The following is a 19,094-nucleotide window of genomic DNA, read 5'->3' on the forward strand; positions in this document are numbered from 1 at the left end:
TTATGCCAACCGAAAAACTTTGATTAAATCCAAGAAAAGCAGAGTGCCCGATCCTGAACGTCCAGCAGACCACGCAGCATGAGCGTCCCCCGTGCTTCGTAACGATGCAGGCAGGAAGAACAGATATCGTAGAGGGAGACAGGTGTTGCGCAGGCCACGCGAGCGTAGATCTTAACCCAAGCTGTCCATTTTCCCTTATAACCTTTCACGACATGTAGGCTGCACGCTACGGCATCGAGGGCGTTTTTCGAGCGGCATGCACCGGACACCCGCACTCGGCTGTCCGGTACTTCGAACCGCTCGCCTTAGCGGAGATCGGGCCGTCCGCCATCCTCCCGTACTGCCACGCAAAACGCCGCATCACTTTGCCCCGGCGCAATGCCCTGCACCGTCACCTCGCGTTCACGTCCGGATGCCGCGCCCGGGACGCGGAAGCCGGCGGGATCGATGCGCTCGACCGCCGTTTCCACCGGTTTCGGCAGCTGCGGCACCCAGTCGTACGGCGCGCGGTAGGCGCGGTAGACGAGGTGCAGCTTGTAGGTGCTGCCCTGATACGGGCTCAGGTATTCCCACACCAGCTCGTGCTCGCGCGTCACTTCAAACACCCGGCCGTTGCTGCCCTCGGTGATCAGCGTATTGCCGTTGGGCAGGCGCTGGGCACTGCTGACGAAGGGGCTGTAGAAGCGCTGCGCGTCGAGCGGGATGACGAAGCCCGCCTCGGCCGGCGTGTACTGCCAGACGATGGTCAGCGTGACCGGGTCGATCTCGAGCACGCGCGAGTAATCGCGGCGCACGTGCTGCAGGCCGTCCGGCGATGCCGGGTGTGGCGCGCCATAACCGGCCCAGCCGCCGTTGTCGAACACCAGCAGATTGCCTTCGCCGGGCAGGCCGCGCGGCACGATATGGGCATGGTGCAGGCCGATGATCCAGCCGAGCTTTTTCTCGGCATCGGAACCGTCGTAATCGGGGCCGAGCCGCCAGACGATGGCGCCGCTCTGCTTGTCGACAATGGCGATGATATTGGCCTCGCGTGAATCCCAGATCAGGTTGTCCGGGTGGAAGCGGACGTCGCCGGCGTCGTAATGACGGTTCGGGCCGATGCTTGAGAGCGAGTTGATATGCAGCCAGTCGCCGACTTGCCGGTCGGCGAGCTTGCGCAGGTTGGGATTCTGATAGAGCGCGGTCCGTGCGGCGTCGGAAAAGCCCAGCTCGTCGATGTGGTCGCTGGCGCGCCACGACCACAGCAGCTGGCCGTCCCAGCCGACTTCGACAATCCGGTCGTCGAGCAGCAAGTGCTCCGAGATCGCCGGGTTGTGCACTTCCTCGTGCACCAGCAGCAAGGTATTGCCGCCGTCGGTCTGCGGCGTCTGCCCCGGCGCGTAGTAGCCGACCGGGTTGCCGGCACGCTGGAAGTCGTGGTGCTGGCGCGCGACCCAGCGCGCCTCGCTGCCGGGGTCGCTGACGTGTTCGAGCTGGCTGAAACGCCAGACGATGTTGCCGTCCCAGTCGACCTGGACCAGATCGATCTGGTCCTGGAAGGCGTGCTTCGGATCGCGGTTGCCGCTGCTGGCGAGCAACTGGCCGCCGGGCAGCAGTTTGGGCGGGAAGCCCTGCAGGTCTTTCCACACCTGCACTTCGCGGCCGTTCGGGTCAAGCAGCACGACGCCGACGTCGGGCGCGTGCAGCACCGTGTAGCCCGGCCAGGCCTTGTCGGGGTTGAAGACGGTAACGCCGGTCGGGTAAACGCTGGGGTGGCCCATGGATGCAGTCCTGTGTGGTCGGAGCCGTTACCCGAGCAAGCGCCATGCCAGATGCAAACCCGCCAAAACCGTGCAGTTTGGCCGGCAGAACTGTTGAATTCGCAGCAGAACGCTGCACATTCGCCACCCATGCTGCTGGTCTTGCAACAGCCGGCGCGGCGCGGCGACTTTTCATCTGCCTGCAACAAAGCGGCAACACAATCGCGGGCACCGGGCGCATCGCGCCAGAAAACCAACGATTCTCAGGAGATGTACCCATGAAGACCGCTCTCACCCTCGCTGTCGCCGCCGCCCTCGGCCTGTCGCTCGCCGCCTGCAGCACCGCGCCGGAAAAAACCGCAGCGCCGGTTGCCGCCGAAAAGCCGGCCGCGCTGAAGGATGCCGCCCTCGCCGCCGCGGTGAAAACCGCGCTCGACGCCGACCCGACGCTGAAGGGCTTCGACATCGCCGTCACCGGCAAGGGCGAGGACGTGAAGCTCGACGGCAGCGTTGCCACCGGCCAGGACATGGCGCAGGCCGGCATGATCGCCGAGAAGGTCAAGGGCGTGCGCTACGTCGACAACAACCTGATGCCGAAGAACTGATTCGTCGGCTTTGGCGGATGCAAAAACGGCGTGCCCCAGGGCACGCCGTTTGTTTTTCCGACCCGATCGCTCAGTCGGCCTGCTCGCTGCCGGCCACGACCTTGATCAATACCGCCTCTTCAACCTGCACCTGCATGCCCGGGCGGATCTTGTTGGTCTTGCGCAGCTCCTGCACGCCGTTGACCATCACCACACCGCTGGCGACCAGCGCCTTGCCGGCGGCGCCGCTGTCGACAACGCCGCACAGTTTCAGCAGATCGTTCAGCGCGATGTATTCGTCGTAGATTTCAACTTCAAGCGTTTGCATGACAGGCCCGGCGGCAAAGGTAAACCGCGATTCTAGCACCCGGCCATCACCCGCCAGCCTGCCGCCGCTGCAAGGCACTGGCGGCCGCAAGCCGATCGCGCATAATACGCATCCCGACCGCTTTCCCTTTCAGACAGGAACACCGCAATGGCAGGAACCAGCCTACTGGCCTTGATCGACGATATCGCCACCATCCTCGACGACGTCGCGGTGATGACCAAGGTCGCCGCCAAGAAAACCGCCGGCGTGCTCGGCGACGATCTGGCACTGAACGCCGAGCAGGTCTCGGGCGTGCGTGCCGAGCGCGAACTGCCGGTGGTCTGGGCCGTGGCGGTAGGCTCGGTGCGCAACAAGCTGATCCTGGTGCCGGCCGCGCTGGCGATCAGCGCCTTCGCGCCGTGGGCGGTGATTCCGCTCTTGATGATCGGTGGTGCCTATCTGTGCTTCGAAGGCGTCGAAAAACTCGCGCACAAGCTGTTTCATGGCAAGGCCGAGGCCGCCGAACACGCCGAGCTGATCGAGGCGCTGGCCGACCCGGCCGTCGACCTCGTCGCGTTCGAGAAAGACAAGATCAAGGGCGCGATCCGCACCGACTTCGTGCTGTCGGCCGAAATCATCGTCATCGCACTCGGCACCGTCGCCGAGAAAAGCCTCGGCACCCAGTTCGCCGTGCTGGCCGGCATCGCCGCCATCATGACCGTCGGCGTCTACGGTCTCGTCGCCGCCATCGTCAAACTCGACGACGTCGGCCTGCACCTGCAAAGCACCAGCAAAAGCGCAGCGGTTCGCGCCTTCGGCCGCGGCCTGCTCGGCTTCGCCCCGTGGCTGATGAAGGCGCTGACCGTCGTCGGCACCGCCGCGATGTTCCTGGTCGGCGGCGGCATCCTCGCCCACGGCCTGCCGGTGGTCCACCACGCCATCGAAGCCGCTGCCGCAGCCAGCGGCCCGGCCGGTTTCATCGTCCCGACCTTGCTGAACGGCCTGTTCGGCGTCGTCGCCGGTGCAATCGTGCTCGGTGCAGTCGCGGTTTTTGCCAAGGCCGCCGCAGCCTTCAAGACCAAGACCGCCTGATCCGGTCAACGGTCTGCAATCTCGCGGGCCTACGCTGCGGGGTTTTCGTCCAACCGGAAACCCCGTATGCGCCTCACCTTCGCCGCCCTCGCCCTGCTCGCCTCGCTGGGTTTCACCGCGGTACATGCTGCCGACGCCCAGCCCTTCATTACCGCCAAAGACGTCGACCTGACCCGCTTTCTGCCCACGCCGCCGGCGAACGATTCGGCGCAGACCAAGGCGGAAATCGCCGAGCTGCTGACGATCCAGTCCTCGCGCACGCCGGCGATGGAAGCCGCAGCCAAGGCCGATGCGGTCGAGAACGTCTGGCGCTTTGCCGATGTGCTCGGGCCGCGGTTCAACGAAGCCGCACTGCCGGCGTTCTCGACCTTCTTTGCCCGCGTGGTCGAAACCGAAGGCGCCGTCGTCGATCCGGCCAAGGACTACTGGAAGCGGCCGCGCCCGCACATGCTGAACAAGGACATCAAGCCGGTGGTGAAGCTGTCGACCTCGGGCGCATGGCCGTCCGGACATGCCAGCGTCGGCTACCTGATGGCCACGGTACTGGCGAGCATGGTGCCGGAGCAGCGAGATGCCCTGTTCGCCCGCGCGGCGGCCTACGCCGAAAACCGCATCATCGGCGGCATCCACTACCGCTCGGACACGGTGATGGGGCGTACCGCCGGCGCGCTGATCGCGCAGCGGCTGTTCCTCGACGCCGGCTTCCAGGCCGGCTACGGCCCCGCCCGCGCCGAGCTGCGCGCGGCACTCGGGCTGTAAACACCTGCAGCCTGGGCCAGTTGCCGGATCATCGGCGGCTGGCCCTGTTTGATGACAAAAAAGCTTACAAAAATTATTAAAAATTGCGCATACATAAAAACAATAAATTACTTGATATTTACTTGATAATTTAGATTCAAGCTTCGATCCTTGAAGACGGCGCGAGTACGCCGAGGACACGTCCACTCTTCATGGAGGTTGCTGTGCAGAAAATCCTTATTGGTCTGTTGCGCCGGCTGGCGCTCGCCGGTGTCGTCGCGGCAGCCGCCACGGCCACGCCGGCATACGCCCAGCCAGGCTCGGGCACGATCCTGAGCATCGATCAGATGGCCGGCCCCGGCGCGAACGGCAAGCTGTTTACCGTCGACAAGCAGACGGGAGCGCGCAATGTGTTTTCCGACCTCGGCCTGAGCAGCCAAGGCGTCCAGGGTCGGGATCCGAACGCGATCAGCTGGCTGCCGCAAACGCTGCTCGCGCCAAGCGCAATCATCCTGACCGACGGCAACGGCGGCACGAACCAGCGCGGCGCCCTGCTCAAGGTGAATCCGAATACCGGGGTCAGGACATTGCTCAGCGATTTCGGCAACGCGGCATCCGGGCCGCTCGGGCTGTTCCCAAGCGGCGTTCAGGTCGTCGGCGGCCTGCTGGATCTGTGGGCCACCATCTATGTCGTCGACCCGTTCGCCGGCACGGATGCGCTCGGCGCGCTGTTCAAGGTGCGCAGCGACAACGGCCAGCGGATCTTGCTGTCCGACTTCGGCAATCCGAGCCAGGGGCCGCTGGGGGTCTACCCCGACAGCATCGCGCTGCGCCCGACGCTGCTCGACGACCTGCTCGGCCACGAGCTCGTCATCGCCGACGCCTCGGCTGGCACCGAGACCCGCGGCGCGGTCTTCACCGTCAGCGCCGTCACCGGCACGCGCACCTTGCTGAGCGATTTCGGCAACGCCAGTCAGGGCGCCGTCGATGCGAACCCGCTGAGCGGCCCGGTCGGCGTCGTCGTGGCCCCGGCCTGGTCTGCGCAGGCGGGCGCGATCTATGTCCTCGTCGCCCAGGCGGGCCCGAAACGCATCGGCCAGCTCGTCAAGGTCGACCCGGTCAGCGGCCAGCGCACGCTGATTTCCGACTTCGGCAACGTCGTCTACGGCCCCAAGGGCGCCGGTCTGCAGCCCGGTTCGCTGAGCTGGAGCGGTCCGAGCAGCGACCGGGTACTGGTTCAGGACGGCAACGCCGGCACCAACAGCCTGGGCGCCCTGTTCTCGGTCGACCCGGTCTCCGGCCTGCGTACCCTGCTCAGCGATTTCGGCGATACGACCTCGGGCGCCCTGGGCAATCTGCCGGCCGGCCTGACCATCGTTCCGTGACCCGGCTCCGGCCCCCGAATGCGACAAGGAGTAAGCACATGAACACGTTTCTGCAAAAAGGCCGTTTCCGCTTGAGTGCACTGCTGGCCGTGGTCCTGATGGCCCTCGGCGCACAGGCCCATGCGTTTCCAATCAACATCAAAACACTCGATGGCAAGACCATCCCGATCGACGCCAACGGCTCGGATACCATCGAAAACGTCAAGGCCAAGATCCAGGACGCGGAAGGGATTCCGCCCGACCAGCAGCGGCTGATCTTCGCGGGCAAGCAGCTTGAGGATGGCCGCACCCTGTCGGACTACAACATCGCCAAGGAGGCCACGCTGCACCTGGTCCTGCGTCTACGCGGCGGCTAGTCTGCCTGACCACCGGCGCCCGTCGGGCGCCGGGCGTTTACGCGCACCGAATGCGGCTAGCGCTGCTGCAGCTTGGCGACCAGCGCCCGCAGCGTCGCCTGCGTCTCGTCGGACCACCAGCGCGCCTGCACGTCGGCCAGCGGCAGCGGGGCGGCATAGGCGGTGTGCAGATCGGCGCGGGCGATGGCCCGTGTCGCCAGCATCGCCTGCCGCGGCAGGGCCAGCCGCTGCCGCAACCAATCGATCGCACGCGGCACCACCGCATCGGGTTCGGCCAGCTCGTCGACCATGCCGATTTCGAACGCCCGCGCCGCCGGAATCATCGCGCCGGCAACCACCAGTTGCTCGGCGTGGCGCGGGCCGGTCAGCCGGCGCAGCGCCAGCTGCAGGCATTCGGGCACGACGAGGCCGACCTGCACCTCGTTGAGGCCGATACGGAAATCACCGGCCGCCATGATCCGGTAGTCACAATGGATCGCCATCACCGCGCCGCCGGCGGGGCTGTGACCGGTGATCGCCGCGACCACCGGGATCGGCGAATTGGCAATCGCCGCGAAAATGCCGAAGAAGTCGGCCCAGACCGGCAGCAGCGCATCACGGTCGAGCGCCAACAGCGCCGGCACGTCGAGCCCGGCGCTGAATAGCCCAGGCGCGCCCGACAGCAGCAGCCCGGCGACGCCGTCGGCCGGCGCAGTCTCGACCGCAAGGCGGATCGCCCGGATCAGCGCCGGATCGAGCGCGTTGACCGGCGCGCGTGCCAGCCTCAGCTCACGGATATGCTCGGGGTGGTCGATCTGCTGCAGCATGGCGGGCTCGGCGCGGCGGAGGAAAACCCCATTATTGCGGCGCGCCGGTTGCCGGACGCCAAGGGCCTTCCCGCACCTGCATGTTTGGCGGACGCAAAAAAAGGGGAAGCACCGCTTCCCCTTTGATCATCGGCCGCGAACGGCTCAGCGTGCGCGTGCCGCGACGCGACGCTGCTTGATCACGTAACCGCCCCACATCAGCAGCAGCCACACCGGCATCAGGTAGACCGAGACGTTCATGCCCGGCGTCATCGCCAGAATCACGATGATCATCGCCATGAAGGCCAGGCAGATCCAGTTGCTGAGCGGGAACCAGAACGACTTGAACACCAGTTTCTCGCCCTGGGCGTTCATCGCCTTGCGGAATTTCAGGTGCGTCAGGCTGATCAAGCCCCAGTTCAGCACCAGCGCGGCGACGACCAGCGCCATCAAGACGCCGAGCGCTTCGCTCGGGATCACGTAGTTGATGATCACACAGGCGAAGGTCGCCAGCGCCGACAGCCCGATCGCAGCGACCGGCACGCCGCGGCGGTCGACCTTCATCAGCGCCTTCGGCGCATTGCCCTGCTCGGCCAGACCGTAGAGCATGCGGCTGTTGGCGTAGACGCCGCTGTTGTAGACCGACAGCGCGGCGGTCAGCACGACGATGTTCAGCGCCGTGGCAACCCAACCCGAGCCGATCTGCTCGAAGATCATCACGAAGGGGCTGCCGCCCTGGGCGACCTGATTCCACGGGAACAGCGACAGCAGGATGGTCAGCGCGCCGATATAGAAAATCAGGATACGGTAGATGACCTGATTCACCGCCTTGGGAATGCTCTTTTGCGGATCGTCGGCCTCGGCCGCGGTGATGCCGATCAGCTCCAGCCCGCCGAACGAGAACATGATCACCGCCAGCATCATGAACAGGCCTTCGAAGCCGTGCGGGAAGAAGCCGCCGTCGTTCCACAGATTGCTGATCGACGCCTGCGGGCCGCCCTGGCCCGATGCGAGCAGATAGCCACCGAAGCCGATCATGCCGATGATGGCCGCGACCTTGATGATCGCGAACCAGAACTCGGTCTCGCCGTAGTACTTCACATTGGCGAGGTTGATCGCGTTGACCACGACGAAGAACACCATCGCCGATACCCAGGTCGGCACGCCCGGCCACCAGTACTGGACATAGACGCCGACCGCGGTCAGCTCGGCCATGCTCACCAGCACGTACAGCACCCAGTAGTTCCAGCCCGAGAAGAAGCCCGGGAAGTCGCCCCAGTACTTGTAGGCGAAGTGGCTGAACGAGCCGGCGACCGGCTCCTGCGCGACCATTTCGCCGAGCTGGCGCATGATCATGAAGGCGATGATGCCGCCGATGCCATAGCCGAGAATCATCGACGGACCGGCGGCCTTGAGCACGCTGGCCGAGCCGAGGAAGAGCCCGGTGCCGATGGCGCCGCCGAGCGCAATCAGCTGGATGTGACGATTCTTCAGCCCGCGCTTCAGACCGTCGTGTTGGGTTGCGTCATCCAAGATAGGTGTCCCAGGAACATGAAAAGTGTACGGAACCGGCAAGTGTACGTTGCCCGGGCCGCCAGCTTCACTGAGGAAAATCACTATTTGCCCGGTTATCGCGACGATCGGCTATGCCCGTCTTGCCCGATTGCTGAACATTACGCCATCAACCCGGTCGAACCCCGGATCAACTGCAAGCTGTGCTCTGGCTTGCCGTAATCTTTTTGCTGTATGTTCTACGGTCGCCTCGCGCGCCACCGCCATCCCCGGCGCGTGCGGGGCTTGCCACGGGGACGGCCGGCCACAAGCCGGCCGTCCCGCCGCTTGGAACCTGGTTGCGATCTTTGAACGTTGACGCTGGGCCGCCGTGATCGGGACATTGCCGGCGGGTGGCCGCGCAGCACACCGCTTGGGTACCCGTACCGCGATGCATGCTGCGCCTTGCCCCATCGGCACGGCCCCGCACGCCGAAGCGAAAAGATCGTAAACAGGTTCTCAAATCGAAGGAGCCATCTTGTTCAACTGGTTCGAAAAACGGGTCCAACCCTACCCAGACGCCCCGCCAGTCCAGCCGCCGCAGGGCTTTTTTGCCTTTATCTGGGCCGGCACCGCCGGCATGCGCGGCCTGATCACGCTGGTCATCCTGCTGACCGCCGCGATCGGCGCGTTCGAGGCGCTGCTGTTCTCGATGATGGGCACCATCGTCGACTGGCTCGGCAAGGTGCCGCCCGGCGAGTTGTGGTCGCAACACGGCGGCAAGCTGTGGCTGCTCGCCGGCATCCTGCTCGCCAGCCCGCTGCTGATCGCGCTGCAGGCGCTGTGCAAATACCAGGCGCTGGCCGGCAATTTCCCGATGCGGCTGCGCTGGAATTTCCACCGCCACCTGCTCGACCAGAGCATGAGCTTCTATCAGGACGAGTTCGCCGGCCGCGTCGCCGCCAAGGTGATGCAGACGGCGCTGGCCGTACGCGAGACGGTGATGATCATCACCGACATCCTCGTCTTCGTCGTGATCTATTTCTTCACCATGCTCGCCGTCGTCGGCACCTTCGACTGGCTGCTGGTGCTGCCCTTTCTCGGCTGGCTGGGGCTGTATCTCTGTGCGGTGTACTACTTCGTGCCGCGGCTCGGCAAGGCCGCCAAGGCGCAGGCCGATGCACGCAGCCTGATGACCGGCCGGGTAACCGACGCCTATACCAATATCGCCACGGTCAAGCTGTTCAGCCATGCGCAGCGCGAGGCCGGTTTCGTCAAAAGCGCCATGCAGGAGTTCATGCAGACCGCCTACCGGCAGATGCGTCTCGTCAGCGGCTTCGAAATCGTCAACCACACGCTGAACATGGCGCTGATCGCCGCCACTGCCGGCATGACGCTGTGGCTGTGGACCAAGGGCCAGGTCGGCATCGGCGCGGTCGCCGCGGCGACGGCGATGGCGCTGCGGCTCAACGGCATCTCGCACTGGATCATGTGGGAAATGGCCAATCTGTTCGAACAGATCGGCACCGTGCAGGACGGCATCACCACGCTGGCCCGGCCGATCGCGATCACCGACGCCGACGACGCCCAGCCGCTGACGGTGCCACACGGCGAAGTGCGCTTCGACGACGTCAGCTTCGCTTACGGCGGCAAGAACAAGGTCGTCGACGGCCTGAACCTGACGATCAAGCCCGGCGAAAAGGTCGGCCTCGTCGGCCGCTCGGGCGCCGGCAAGTCGACGCTGGTGAACCTGCTGCTGCGTTTTTACGATCTTGAACACGGCCGCATCCTGATCGACGGCCAGGACATCCGCGCGGTGACGCAGGACAGCCTGCGCGCGCAGATCGGCATGGTGACGCAGGATACGAGCTTGCTGCACCGCTCGGTGCGCGACAACCTGCTCTACGGCCGTCCCGACGCCGACGATGCGGCGATGATCGCCGCCGCGCAGCGCGCCGAAGCGCACGAGTTCATCCAGAACTTGTTCGATCCCAAGGGCCGGCAGGGCTACGACGCCCATGTCGGCGAACGCGGCGTCAAGCTCTCGGGCGGCCAGCGCCAGCGCGTGGCGATCGCCCGGGTGATGCTCAAGGACGCGCCCATCCTGCTGCTCGACGAAGCGACCAGCGCGCTCGATTCCGAGGTCGAAGCGGCAATCCAGTCCAGCCTGTACCGGCTGATGGAAGGCAAGACCGTCGTCGCCATCGCCCATCGGCTGTCGACGATCGCGGCGATGGACCGGCTGATCGTGCTCGACAAGGGCCGCGTGGTCGAGGAAGGCACGCACGCCGAACTGCTGGCGCAACGCGGCCTGTACGCGCGGCTGTGGGCGCACCAGAGCGGCGGTTTCCTCGGCGAGGAGGTCGAGGACAGCGAGGCGCTGGCCCAGTAGCCTCCCTCCGCCGACAAAAAACGGCGCGTACCTCACACGCCGTTTTTTGTCGGAAGCTGCTTACTGCGCCGCCTGCTTTTCCGGCTCCGCATCCTTCGGTGCCGCTTCTTCCTTGATCTGGTACGACGGATCCCGCACCCAGCGGCCGAGGTCCTTGCCGATCGCGGCAGCGCTGCGCTCGAGAATCGAGCACGTGCCCTTGAAGGCGCCGAACACGCCACCGATCGACCAGCGATTGATCTTGGTCTGGCGCACGACCTTGCCGCCCTCGAGCAGCTCGGCGTTGACGGTAATCGCCTTCGGCCCGCTGAAGGCGCCACCGCCGACGCCAAGCACGTGGGTAATCTGCAAACGCAGTACCGTGGCATCGCCCGCTTCGGCCGCCGAAGTGACGGTGCCGGTCCCCTCGCGGTTCAGCTTCTTCATCACCTCGCCGACCCGGGTGGCCAGTTGCTCTTCGGGCTTACACTCTTCCTTGACCTTGGCCACGATGCCGGCGTCGGCCTGGTAGGTCACCGGCACTTCGAGCAGCACCGGCTTGTCGGCGGCGGAGGCGTTGATCCCAGCGGCCAGCAGGCCCATTCCCAGCAGTTTTTTCATGTCTTGATCCGGATTGGCGCGCGGCGTGCTGCGACGACAGTCACTTGCGCAGAAAGTAAGCACAGATTGTAGCCGAGGGCGCCGGTGCCATGACTGACCGCAGACAGGGCTGTCAGCCGGCCGAGACACTTGCGTAGCCGACGCCGGCCGGCGGATGGACGGCTGTCATCCCGGCGCCCCGGCCGACGACTCAGGCAAAATACCGCCACAGGACATCGCCATGCACCGCTTCTGCTACCTCGGTCTCGCTGCCGCCTGCGGCACCTCCCCCGCAGTCGCCGCGACGTGCAATGCCGACAGCGGCATGCAGCGCGCGGCGCTGGTCGAGCTGTACACCTCGGAAGGCTGTTCGAGCTGCCCGCCGGCCGACGCCCGGCTGAACACGCTCGGCGGCGATCCGCGCGTCATCCCGCTGGCGCTGCATGTCGGCTACTGGGACGGACTGGGCTGGCATGACCGCTTCGCCCGAGACGGCCATGCCGGGCGCCAGCGCGCGCTGGTTTCGGCCACCGGTGGCGCAACCGTGTACACACCACACTTTTTCATCAACGGCAAACCGCTGCTCGAATGGCGCGAACGGCTGGATGCGCTCATCGCCCAGCCGCTGCGCCAGACCGCATCGCTGCGCCTGCAGCTGCTGGCCACCGTGGCCGGACCGGGGCGCGTGCGCTTCAGCGTGACGGTTTCACCGCCGCCAGCGGACAGCGGCGCGCTGCAGCTGCTGGTCGGCCTGAGCGAGGACGGGCTGACATCGAAGATTGCCGCCGGCGAGAATCGCGGCGCACTGTTGAAGCACGATCACGTGGTCCGCGTGCTGAGCGCCCCGTTGGCGATCCCGGCCGGCGGCGGCACGCTGACGCAGACGCTCACCCTGCCTGATGACGCCGGCACACGCTTGCGCGCGGTGGCCTTCGTCCAGCGCGCCGGGACACTCGACGTGGTCCAGGCGGTGCAAAGCCCGTCCTGCACGCTGCGTTAGCCGGAGGCTCCGCTGCGGTTCAACCGGGTGCGAGCGGGCGCCCCAGCCGGACCGCGCGCTCGGCGATAGCGGCGTGCAGGCAATCCGGACACAGGCAGTCGGCCACCGGCGGCCACGGCATCGCCGGAGGCTGGTCGGCACACCAGCAACCGCCATTGGCGCCACCGGTGCCGCAGCCGAAACCGCTGCCGCAGCGCGAACAGGTTTTGGCGCGCGCGGCCGGTGCCTGCAGGCCGCGCAGCCTGGCCCACACCGCGGCCTTGCCGGCGTCGTCGAGCGAAGTCCACGCGGTGATCTCGGCGATGGTGCGGCGACAGCCTGTGCAGCTCTGCCCGGTAGCGTCGAGCGCGCAGCGGCCGACGCACGGTGAAGGCAGGCCGGGCGGCGAAGGTAAATCGGTCATGGACGGCATCGGATCGGGGGTGGATCGACAATGGCCCGATTGTACCGCCGCGAACCTGCGTCAGCCGGCGTCGCCGCGGGCGATCTGCTGCAAGGCGTTGGCGAAGACCTCGACAGGCTGTCCGCCGGAGATCAGGTACTGCTCGTTGATGATCACCGCCGGCACCGCGGTGATGCCTTGCTGCTGATAGAAGGCCTCCTCGTTGCGCACGATATCGGCGTAGCGATCGCCGGCGACGATCTCGCGCGCCACCTCGCCATCCAGCCCGACCGCTTCGGCCAGCCGGACCAAGGTGTCCTGGTCGGCCAGGTTCTCGCCATCGGTGAAATAGGCGACGAACAGCGCCTGTTTCAGCGCCAGCTGCAGCGCGGCGCCCTGTTCGCGGGCCCACGCCAGCAGCCGGTGCGCATCGAAGGTGTTGTAGGCGCGCCGGCCGGCCATATTGAAGGTCACGCCCAGCTCTGCGCCGCGATCACGGATCGCCGCCTGGTTTTGCGCCAGCTGCGCCGCATCCATGCCGTACTTCTGCATCAGGTGCTCGGCCACGTCGTGGCCTCCCGGCCCGAGCTGCGGATTCAGCTCGTACGGGTGAAACTGCAGATCCAGCGTCACCTCGTCCCTGACCGACTCGGCCGCGCGCAGCAAGGATTGCAGCCCGATCGCGCACCACGGGCAGGAGATATCGGAAACGAAATCGATCTTCAGCGTGGTGCTCATGGCCAGACTCCTGGCGGACCGGGGCGGCCGCCTGATCGCTCCAAGATGCGGCCGGCCGGCGCGGAATCAAGCGATGCACGGCCGGCGGCGCTACACTGCTCGCCGATGAAACGCACCACCGCCCCCCTGCCGCAGCGCGACGGCATCGCGCCCAGCTTCCTCGAATTGCCCGCCGGCGACTGGCCCGACCTGCTGGGTTTCCTGATCGCCCGCTTCCCGCACGTGCCCCAAGCGCAGTGGGTCGACCGGCTGCAGCGCGGCGCGCTGGTCGACGCCGCCGGCACGCCATTCACGCTCGCCAGCGCCTACACGCCGTACACGCGCATCTGGTACTACCGCGAAGTGCCGGTGGAAACGCCGGTGCCCTTCGACGCGCCGGTACTGTATCAAGACGAACATCTCGTCGTCGCCGACAAACCGCACTTCCTCGCCTGCATCCCGGCCGGCCGCCACTTGAAGGAAACCCTGCTGACGCGCCTGCGCGCCGGCCTGAACCTGCCCGATCTCGCCCCGGTGCACCGGCTCGACCGCGAAACCGCCGGCGTGATGCTGTTCTGCGCATCGCCGGCGCATCGCGGCGCCTATCAGAAGCTGTTTGCCGAGCGGCGGATTTGTAAGGTTTACGAAGCCATCGCGCCGCGCCGCGCCGATCTGCTGCTGCCACGATTGCACCGCAGCCGGCTGGCCGAGCGACCGGAGAACTTCACCATGCACGAAGTCGACGGCGAACCGAACAGCGAAACGCGGATCGCCCTGCTCGACCACCACGACGGCTGGGCCCGCTATCGGCTCGAACCGGCCACCGGCAAGAAACACCAGCTGCGCGCGCACCTGAACGCGCTCGGCATCCCGATCCGCCACGACCCGTGGTACCCGCTGGCGCAGCCCGACAAGGGCGACGATTTCAGCCGGCCGCTGCAACTGCTGGCACGCTCGATCGCGTTCACCGACCCGGTCAGCGGCGAGCAAAGGCGCTTCGAAAGCCGCCGGAACCTTGCGTTCGCCCCCTGCAACTAGCCGCCCGTCGGCGCGAACGGAACTTACCGACAATGCAATGAAATGCACTTTGTCGGCTGAAACTCCCTGATCTACCTTGATTCAGGGATGCGCAGATCGATGCGCCGATACCTTGTGCGCCCCAGCCGCTCAGACTTACACGGCTTCAAATCACAGCATGGCGCAGTGGAGAGGTGCACGATGTTCAATCAATCGATCAAGCAGCAACTGGCCGAACAGCAACGGACCGTGACGACCCAGCGTGCGGTGCTCGACGCCATCGGCAAATCGATGGCAACGATCGAATTCCGCCCAGACGGGACCATCGTCGACGCCAACGCCAATTTTCTCGCTACCGTCGGCTACCGGCTCGACGACATCGTCGGCAAGCATCACCGAATTTTCTGCACGCCCCAGCACGCCGGCAGCTCGGAATACGCCGCGTTCTGGCAGAAGCTGCAGCGCGGCGAGTTCATCTCCGGCCAGTTCAAGCGCGTGCGCCACAATGGCCAGACGGTCTGGCTCGAAGCCTCGTACAACCCGGTATTCGACGCCGATGGCCGGCTGATCAAGGTGATCAAGTTCGCCCAGGACATCACCCAGCGAGTGGGCCAGGCGCAGGAACGCGAAAACGAGATCAACGCGATCAACCGGTCGATGGCGGTGATCGAATTCTCACCCGACGGCATCATCCTCGACGCCAATGACAATTTCGTCCGCACCGTCGGCTACTCGCTCGACTGGCTCAAGGGCAAGCACCACCGGGTACTGTGCGAGGAAGGCTATGCCAACAGCGGCGAATACGCGCAGTTCTGGCGCCGGCTCAATCAGGGTGAATTCATCGCCGGCCAGTTCGAGCGCCGCGGCGCGCAAGGCAAGGTGCTGTGGCTCGAGGCCTCGTACAACCCGATGTTCGACGACGACGGCAAGCTCTACAAGGTCATCAAGTTCGCCACCGACTCGACCCCGCGTGAACAGGCGATCCGCAGCGACGTCGAGCACGTCAAGGAAGCCTACCGGCTATCCGAACAGACCGACGTCGTCTCGCAGCAAGGCGCCGGTGTGATCGAAACGGCCGCGATCGAAATGCGCCACATCGCCGACAGCGCGCGCAATTCGGCCCAGTTGATCGAAGACCTGGGCGCGCAATCGGCCAGCATTTCGTCCATCGTCAACACGATCAAGGAAATCGCCGACCAGACCAATCTGCTGGCGCTGAACGCGGCGATCGAAGCCGCGCGCGCCGGCGAACAGGGCCGCGGCTTTGCGGTGGTGGCCGACGAAGTGCGCAAGCTGGCCGAGCGCACGTCGGCGTCGACCAGCGAGATCTCGGCGATGATCGACATCATCCGCAGCGGCACCACGTCGGCGATCACCGGCGTTAACCAGATGCTGAAACAGGCCGAACAAGGGGTCGAACACGCCAACAACGCCGGCGTGGCGATCAACAAGATCCGCGAAAGCAGCCGGCTGGTCGTCGACGTGATCAACACCTTCTCGGCCGTCGCCTCGATCAAGCGCAGCGCCTGACGCCCGCAACCCGCATCAAAAGCCCCGCGAAACGCGGGGCTTTTTTGTACCGCTCACGCCATCTGCGCCGGTTCATCGACGGCCCTACACCGCCTCCCCCAAGGAGCACGGCACAAAAGCCGGCCCGTATCTTCGACACCCCAAGCAACGGACTGCACGTAGCAGCGACGCAACGCCATGGATAAGTAAAAACCCTAATGCTTGATTTCAATCTACCGACATGGCCAAGACCGTCCTCAGCCTTGTCTCACACGCCATCTTGGTAGTGCACCACGGCTGACAGCGGCATTGCTGCCTTCCTGTCGAACTTCCAGCGGCAATATGCAAAACAGATAGTCGATTCAAGCACCTGGCCTCGTTTGCATTGCACACAAATAAGAATGTTTCACGTAAAGACATCAAAACAAACAACGCGTATCTTTTGATACTTAAATTACATATTGCTGTCTTAAACACCTTGTTCAACGCCACAATCGACGTCGCCACCACGCTGCTGTTCGCGGGTTTTTGCCATGCAATGATGGCCGGCGTACTGCTGCTGTTCTGGCGCAATCGCCGTACCGGGCTCGGATTCGGCTGGTGGGTGGCCGGCGAGCTGCTGGTGGCCACCGGTCAGCTCGCCGCACTGGGCCGCACCTGGTCACCCGGTATCGGCACGCTGCTGATCGCCAACACCAGCCTGATCTTCAGCGTACCCATGGTCGAAACCGGGCTGCGCATCTTTCTGGGCCAGCAGACGCGCCCGGCCATGCTGCGCATCTGGGGCCTGGCCGGCGTGGTGTATCTGGGCTGGCTGACCGGGCTGCTGGCCGGCTGGGACACCGCCGCCCGCGCGATGTGGTTTTCAGGCGGATTGCTGCTGCAGGCCGGTTTCGCGCTGCACTATGTAGCGCGCATCCCGCGCGACGAGCCGATGCGGCTGCCGATCAACCTGATGCTGACCAGCGTGCTGATGGTGGCCATTGCCCTGCTCGCGCGGCTGATCGTGCTCGCCCCGCAACTGGGCGGCAACTACAACATCCAGCACGACATCGCGCTGGCCTTGCTGAACATCACCTCGATCTTCGCCGGCTTCTGCCGCACCTGCGCCGCGCTGATGCTGGTGCACACGCGCATCGAAACCGAACTGCGCCGCACGCAGACCAGGCTGGAAGAGCGCGCCAATACCGACTGGCTGACCGGCGTCGCCAGTCGCGACCATTTCGAAACCAGCGTCGCGCTCCTGCAGGCCAACGCCGCACGCGCCGGTTGCCCGATCACGTTGCTGCTGTTCGACATCGATCACTTCAAACGCATCAACGACAGCCATGGTCACCAGGCCGGCGATGTCCTGCTGCAGCGCATCGGCCAGCTGACCCGCGACGCGGTGCGTGACGGCGACCTCGTCGGCCGGCTCGGTGGCGACGAATTCGCCGTGCTGTTCTACAACTGCGACCTGCCCGCCGCCGAAGCCGTCGCCGAGCGGCTGCGCGAACAGGTCAAACAGCTGCCCACGCCCGGCAGCGCCATCGGCCTGAGCGGTGGGCTGACCACGCTGCACCCCGGTGAGAACTTCACCCAGGCTTATCACCGTGCGGATATGGCCCTGTATTCGGCAAAGGGCGCCGGGCGGAACCAGCTGAAAGCGCTGGCATCGCCGTTGCCTGCCTGATGCCGGCGCCCGTCCGCGCTCAGTCGCGGATTTCGTCGTTGATCGCGCCGAGCAGCTCGCGCTGCGGATCATGCGCGTATTCCCACACGGTCAGCCCGCCCAGTCGTTGCGCTTTCAGATAGCGCACCTTTTCGCGCAGGCTTTGCGGATCCTCGTAGCTGACCAGCGTGTTGCCATCGTAGAGCCACGGCACCTGCGCCTCCCGATCCCAGAAGCGCACGAAACCGGCCTTGTTCAGATAGCCGGCCTTGATCTCGCTCCACGACACATCGGCCGCGGCGGCCTTGAAAGGCTGGAACAGGCCGCTCTTCCCGTTGCCGACACCGGTCCAGACCGGGCCGTAGAACGGCACGCCCATCAGCAGCTTGGCCGGCGCGATGCCGGCGCTGGTGTAGACGCGCATGGCCTGATCCGAGCTCCAGGCAGCAGGGTCGTCGCTACGCGGGTACAGATTGGAGAAATGGCCGGTGGTCGCGCTCCAGCTGCCGTAGTTCGCGTAGGCGGTGACGGTAAAGTAGTCGACACTGCGCGCAACGCGGACCAGATCATTCTTCTGCACGAACCACGGACCACCCGGTACCGCATTGGTCAGCTGGTAACGGCGATGCGTCCTGGCCGACAGCGCATCAAGCGCGGCGCGGGTTTCCTCGATCAGCAGCGGGTAGTTGTCGCGGTCTTTCGGATCGCTGCCGATCGGCTGGCCCCAGTCCGGCCCGACCGGGTACTGCCATTCGATGCCAAGGCCGGACAACTTGTGGCGTTCGACCAGCGCCACCGCGCTGTCGACAAAGCGCTTGCGCCCCTCGGCCGTCATCGCCATCTGCGAGAAGCCGTCGGCACCGTAACCGCCGATCGACAGGTTGATCTTCAGTCGCGGATAGCGCCGCTGCAGCTTGGCAACCTCCTGCCACAGCTGGGTGAACACCGGCTGCGGCTTGCCGTCCGGGCCGGTGCTCGGCTCGGCGGCGGGCACGTAAACCTCGCCACCGTTGCGCAAGGCGCCGAAGGCAATATTGAGCTGGGTAATGGCCTTGCCATCAATGTCTTCGGCACGCCAATGGCGACCGTCGGGCATCGGCCAGGTACGGATATAGGCGGCGACTTCGAGCCGTGACCGACCCCGGTCATCATCGTCATCGCGATCGTGTGCGCCGGCCAGCGCGGGTAGGACTGCGGTGGCGCCCAACAGCCAGCCGAGCACCAGTTTGCAAATCTGCATTGTTCTAGACTCCTCCAGGGTGATGGAGACGGACGATGTCCGCCGTCACAGTATTAATTTTGCACATACAAAATCACTATGACATAGTCATTATTTATCGCCAGATCACAAACTGCCAGAGACGGGGCAA

General features: G+C 65.4%; 18 protein-coding genes. 10 read left to right on the top strand and 8 right to left on the bottom strand.

The window, feature by feature from the left end:
* Nucleotides 1-305 precede the first annotated feature (305 nt).
* Nucleotides 306-1,760, bottom strand: coding sequence for an aryl-sulfate sulfotransferase (locus tag R0382_RS04540; RefSeq protein WP_432722702.1), 1,455 nt, complete (start codon nucleotides 1,758-1,760; stop codon nucleotides 306-308).
* Nucleotides 1,761-2,017: 257 nt separating this feature from the next.
* Between R0382_RS04540 and R0382_RS04545 the strand changes: the two genes are divergently transcribed.
* Nucleotides 2,018-2,344 carry a BON domain-containing protein gene (locus R0382_RS04545; RefSeq protein WP_432722704.1) on the top strand — a complete coding sequence of 109 codons (327 nt, stop codon included), beginning with the start codon at nucleotides 2,018-2,020 and terminating at the stop codon, nucleotides 2,342-2,344.
* A 70-nt stretch (nucleotides 2,345-2,414) separates the two neighbouring features.
* Here R0382_RS04545 and R0382_RS04550 read toward each other — a convergent pair whose 3' ends face one another.
* The gene (locus R0382_RS04550; protein WP_432722705.1) at nucleotides 2,415-2,651 is read right to left on the bottom strand and encodes an RNA-binding S4 domain-containing protein; all 237 of its coding nucleotides are present in this window, start codon (nucleotides 2,649-2,651) and stop codon (nucleotides 2,415-2,417) included.
* Between the two features lie 147 nt (nucleotides 2,652-2,798).
* On the opposite strand from R0382_RS04550, the gene R0382_RS04555 reads away from it, so the two are divergent.
* The 4 genes from R0382_RS04555 to R0382_RS04570 all read left to right on the top strand — a co-directional run bounded on the left by R0382_RS04555 (nucleotide 2,799) and on the right by R0382_RS04570 (nucleotide 6,201).
* Nucleotides 2,799-3,722: a DUF808 domain-containing protein gene (locus tag R0382_RS04555; protein WP_432722707.1), complete on the top strand. Its 924-nt coding sequence runs from the start codon at nucleotides 2,799-2,801 to the stop codon at nucleotides 3,720-3,722.
* 66 nt (nucleotides 3,723-3,788) lie between these two features.
* Nucleotides 3,789-4,481 (top strand): acid phosphatase, encoded by a 693-nt coding sequence (locus R0382_RS04560; RefSeq protein ID WP_432722709.1) that lies wholly within the window; start codon nucleotides 3,789-3,791, stop codon nucleotides 4,479-4,481.
* A gap of 203 nt (nucleotides 4,482-4,684) precedes the next feature.
* Nucleotides 4,685-5,845, top strand: coding sequence for a hypothetical protein (locus tag R0382_RS04565; protein ID WP_432722711.1), 1,161 nt, complete (start codon nucleotides 4,685-4,687; stop codon nucleotides 5,843-5,845).
* Between the two features lie 38 nt (nucleotides 5,846-5,883).
* Entirely contained in the window at nucleotides 5,884-6,201 is a 318-nt protein-coding gene (locus R0382_RS04570; RefSeq protein ID WP_432722713.1) for a ubiquitin-like protein, read from the top strand.
* 56 nt (nucleotides 6,202-6,257) lie between these two features.
* Here R0382_RS04570 and R0382_RS04575 read toward each other — a convergent pair whose 3' ends face one another.
* Nucleotides 6,258-7,007, bottom strand: a complete 750-nt coding sequence (locus R0382_RS04575; RefSeq protein WP_432722715.1) for an enoyl-CoA hydratase/isomerase family protein — start codon at nucleotides 7,005-7,007, stop codon at nucleotides 6,258-6,260.
* A 144-nt stretch (nucleotides 7,008-7,151) separates the two neighbouring features.
* Nucleotides 7,152-8,519, bottom strand: a complete 1,368-nt coding sequence (locus R0382_RS04580; RefSeq protein WP_432722717.1) for an amino acid permease — start codon at nucleotides 8,517-8,519, stop codon at nucleotides 7,152-7,154.
* A gap of 496 nt (nucleotides 8,520-9,015) precedes the next feature.
* On the opposite strand from R0382_RS04580, the gene R0382_RS04585 reads away from it, so the two are divergent.
* Nucleotides 9,016-10,869, top strand: a complete 1,854-nt coding sequence (locus tag R0382_RS04585; protein WP_432722719.1) for an ABC transporter ATP-binding protein — start codon at nucleotides 9,016-9,018, stop codon at nucleotides 10,867-10,869.
* Nucleotides 10,870-10,929: 60 nt separating this feature from the next.
* Here R0382_RS04585 and R0382_RS04590 read toward each other — a convergent pair whose 3' ends face one another.
* Nucleotides 10,930-11,469 (bottom strand): hypothetical protein, encoded by a 540-nt coding sequence (locus R0382_RS04590; protein ID WP_432722721.1) that lies wholly within the window; start codon nucleotides 11,467-11,469, stop codon nucleotides 10,930-10,932.
* Nucleotides 11,470-11,689: 220 nt separating this feature from the next.
* Here R0382_RS04590 and R0382_RS04595 point away from each other — a divergent pair, with 220 nt between their 5' ends.
* Nucleotides 11,690-12,448 carry a DUF1223 domain-containing protein gene (locus tag R0382_RS04595; protein ID WP_432722723.1) on the top strand — a complete coding sequence of 253 codons (759 nt, stop codon included), beginning with the start codon at nucleotides 11,690-11,692 and terminating at the stop codon, nucleotides 12,446-12,448.
* A gap of 19 nt (nucleotides 12,449-12,467) precedes the next feature.
* Here R0382_RS04595 and R0382_RS04600 read toward each other — a convergent pair whose 3' ends face one another.
* Nucleotides 12,468-12,851, bottom strand: coding sequence for a DUF1289 domain-containing protein (locus tag R0382_RS04600; RefSeq protein ID WP_432722724.1), 384 nt, complete (start codon nucleotides 12,849-12,851; stop codon nucleotides 12,468-12,470).
* Between the two features lie 60 nt (nucleotides 12,852-12,911).
* Entirely contained in the window at nucleotides 12,912-13,568 is a 657-nt protein-coding gene (locus R0382_RS04605; RefSeq protein ID WP_432722726.1) for a DsbA family oxidoreductase, read from the bottom strand.
* Nucleotides 13,569-13,673: 105 nt separating this feature from the next.
* Between R0382_RS04605 and R0382_RS04610 the strand changes: the two genes are divergently transcribed.
* The 3 genes from R0382_RS04610 (at nucleotide 13,674) to R0382_RS04620 (ending at nucleotide 17,745) form a co-directional block, all read left to right on the top strand.
* Nucleotides 13,674-14,585 (top strand): pseudouridine synthase, encoded by a 912-nt coding sequence (locus tag R0382_RS04610; protein ID WP_432722728.1) that lies wholly within the window; start codon nucleotides 13,674-13,676, stop codon nucleotides 14,583-14,585.
* A gap of 180 nt (nucleotides 14,586-14,765) precedes the next feature.
* Nucleotides 14,766-16,094 (top strand): methyl-accepting chemotaxis protein, encoded by a 1,329-nt coding sequence (locus tag R0382_RS04615; protein WP_432722730.1) that lies wholly within the window; start codon nucleotides 14,766-14,768, stop codon nucleotides 16,092-16,094.
* Between the two features lie 457 nt (nucleotides 16,095-16,551).
* Nucleotides 16,552-17,745: a GGDEF domain-containing protein gene (locus tag R0382_RS04620; RefSeq protein WP_432722732.1), complete on the top strand. Its 1,194-nt coding sequence runs from the start codon at nucleotides 16,552-16,554 to the stop codon at nucleotides 17,743-17,745.
* 19 nt (nucleotides 17,746-17,764) lie between these two features.
* Here R0382_RS04620 and R0382_RS04625 read toward each other — a convergent pair whose 3' ends face one another.
* Nucleotides 17,765-18,964 (bottom strand): glycoside hydrolase family 18 protein, encoded by a 1,200-nt coding sequence (locus tag R0382_RS04625; RefSeq protein ID WP_432722734.1) that lies wholly within the window; start codon nucleotides 18,962-18,964, stop codon nucleotides 17,765-17,767.
* Between the last annotated feature and the right edge of the window lie 130 nt (nucleotides 18,965-19,094).

It is taken from the genome of Jeongeupia wiesaeckerbachi (assembly GCF_050916355.1).
In the GTDB taxonomy this organism is placed as follows: domain Bacteria; phylum Pseudomonadota; class Gammaproteobacteria; order Burkholderiales; family Chitinibacteraceae; genus Jeongeupia; species Jeongeupia wiesaeckerbachi.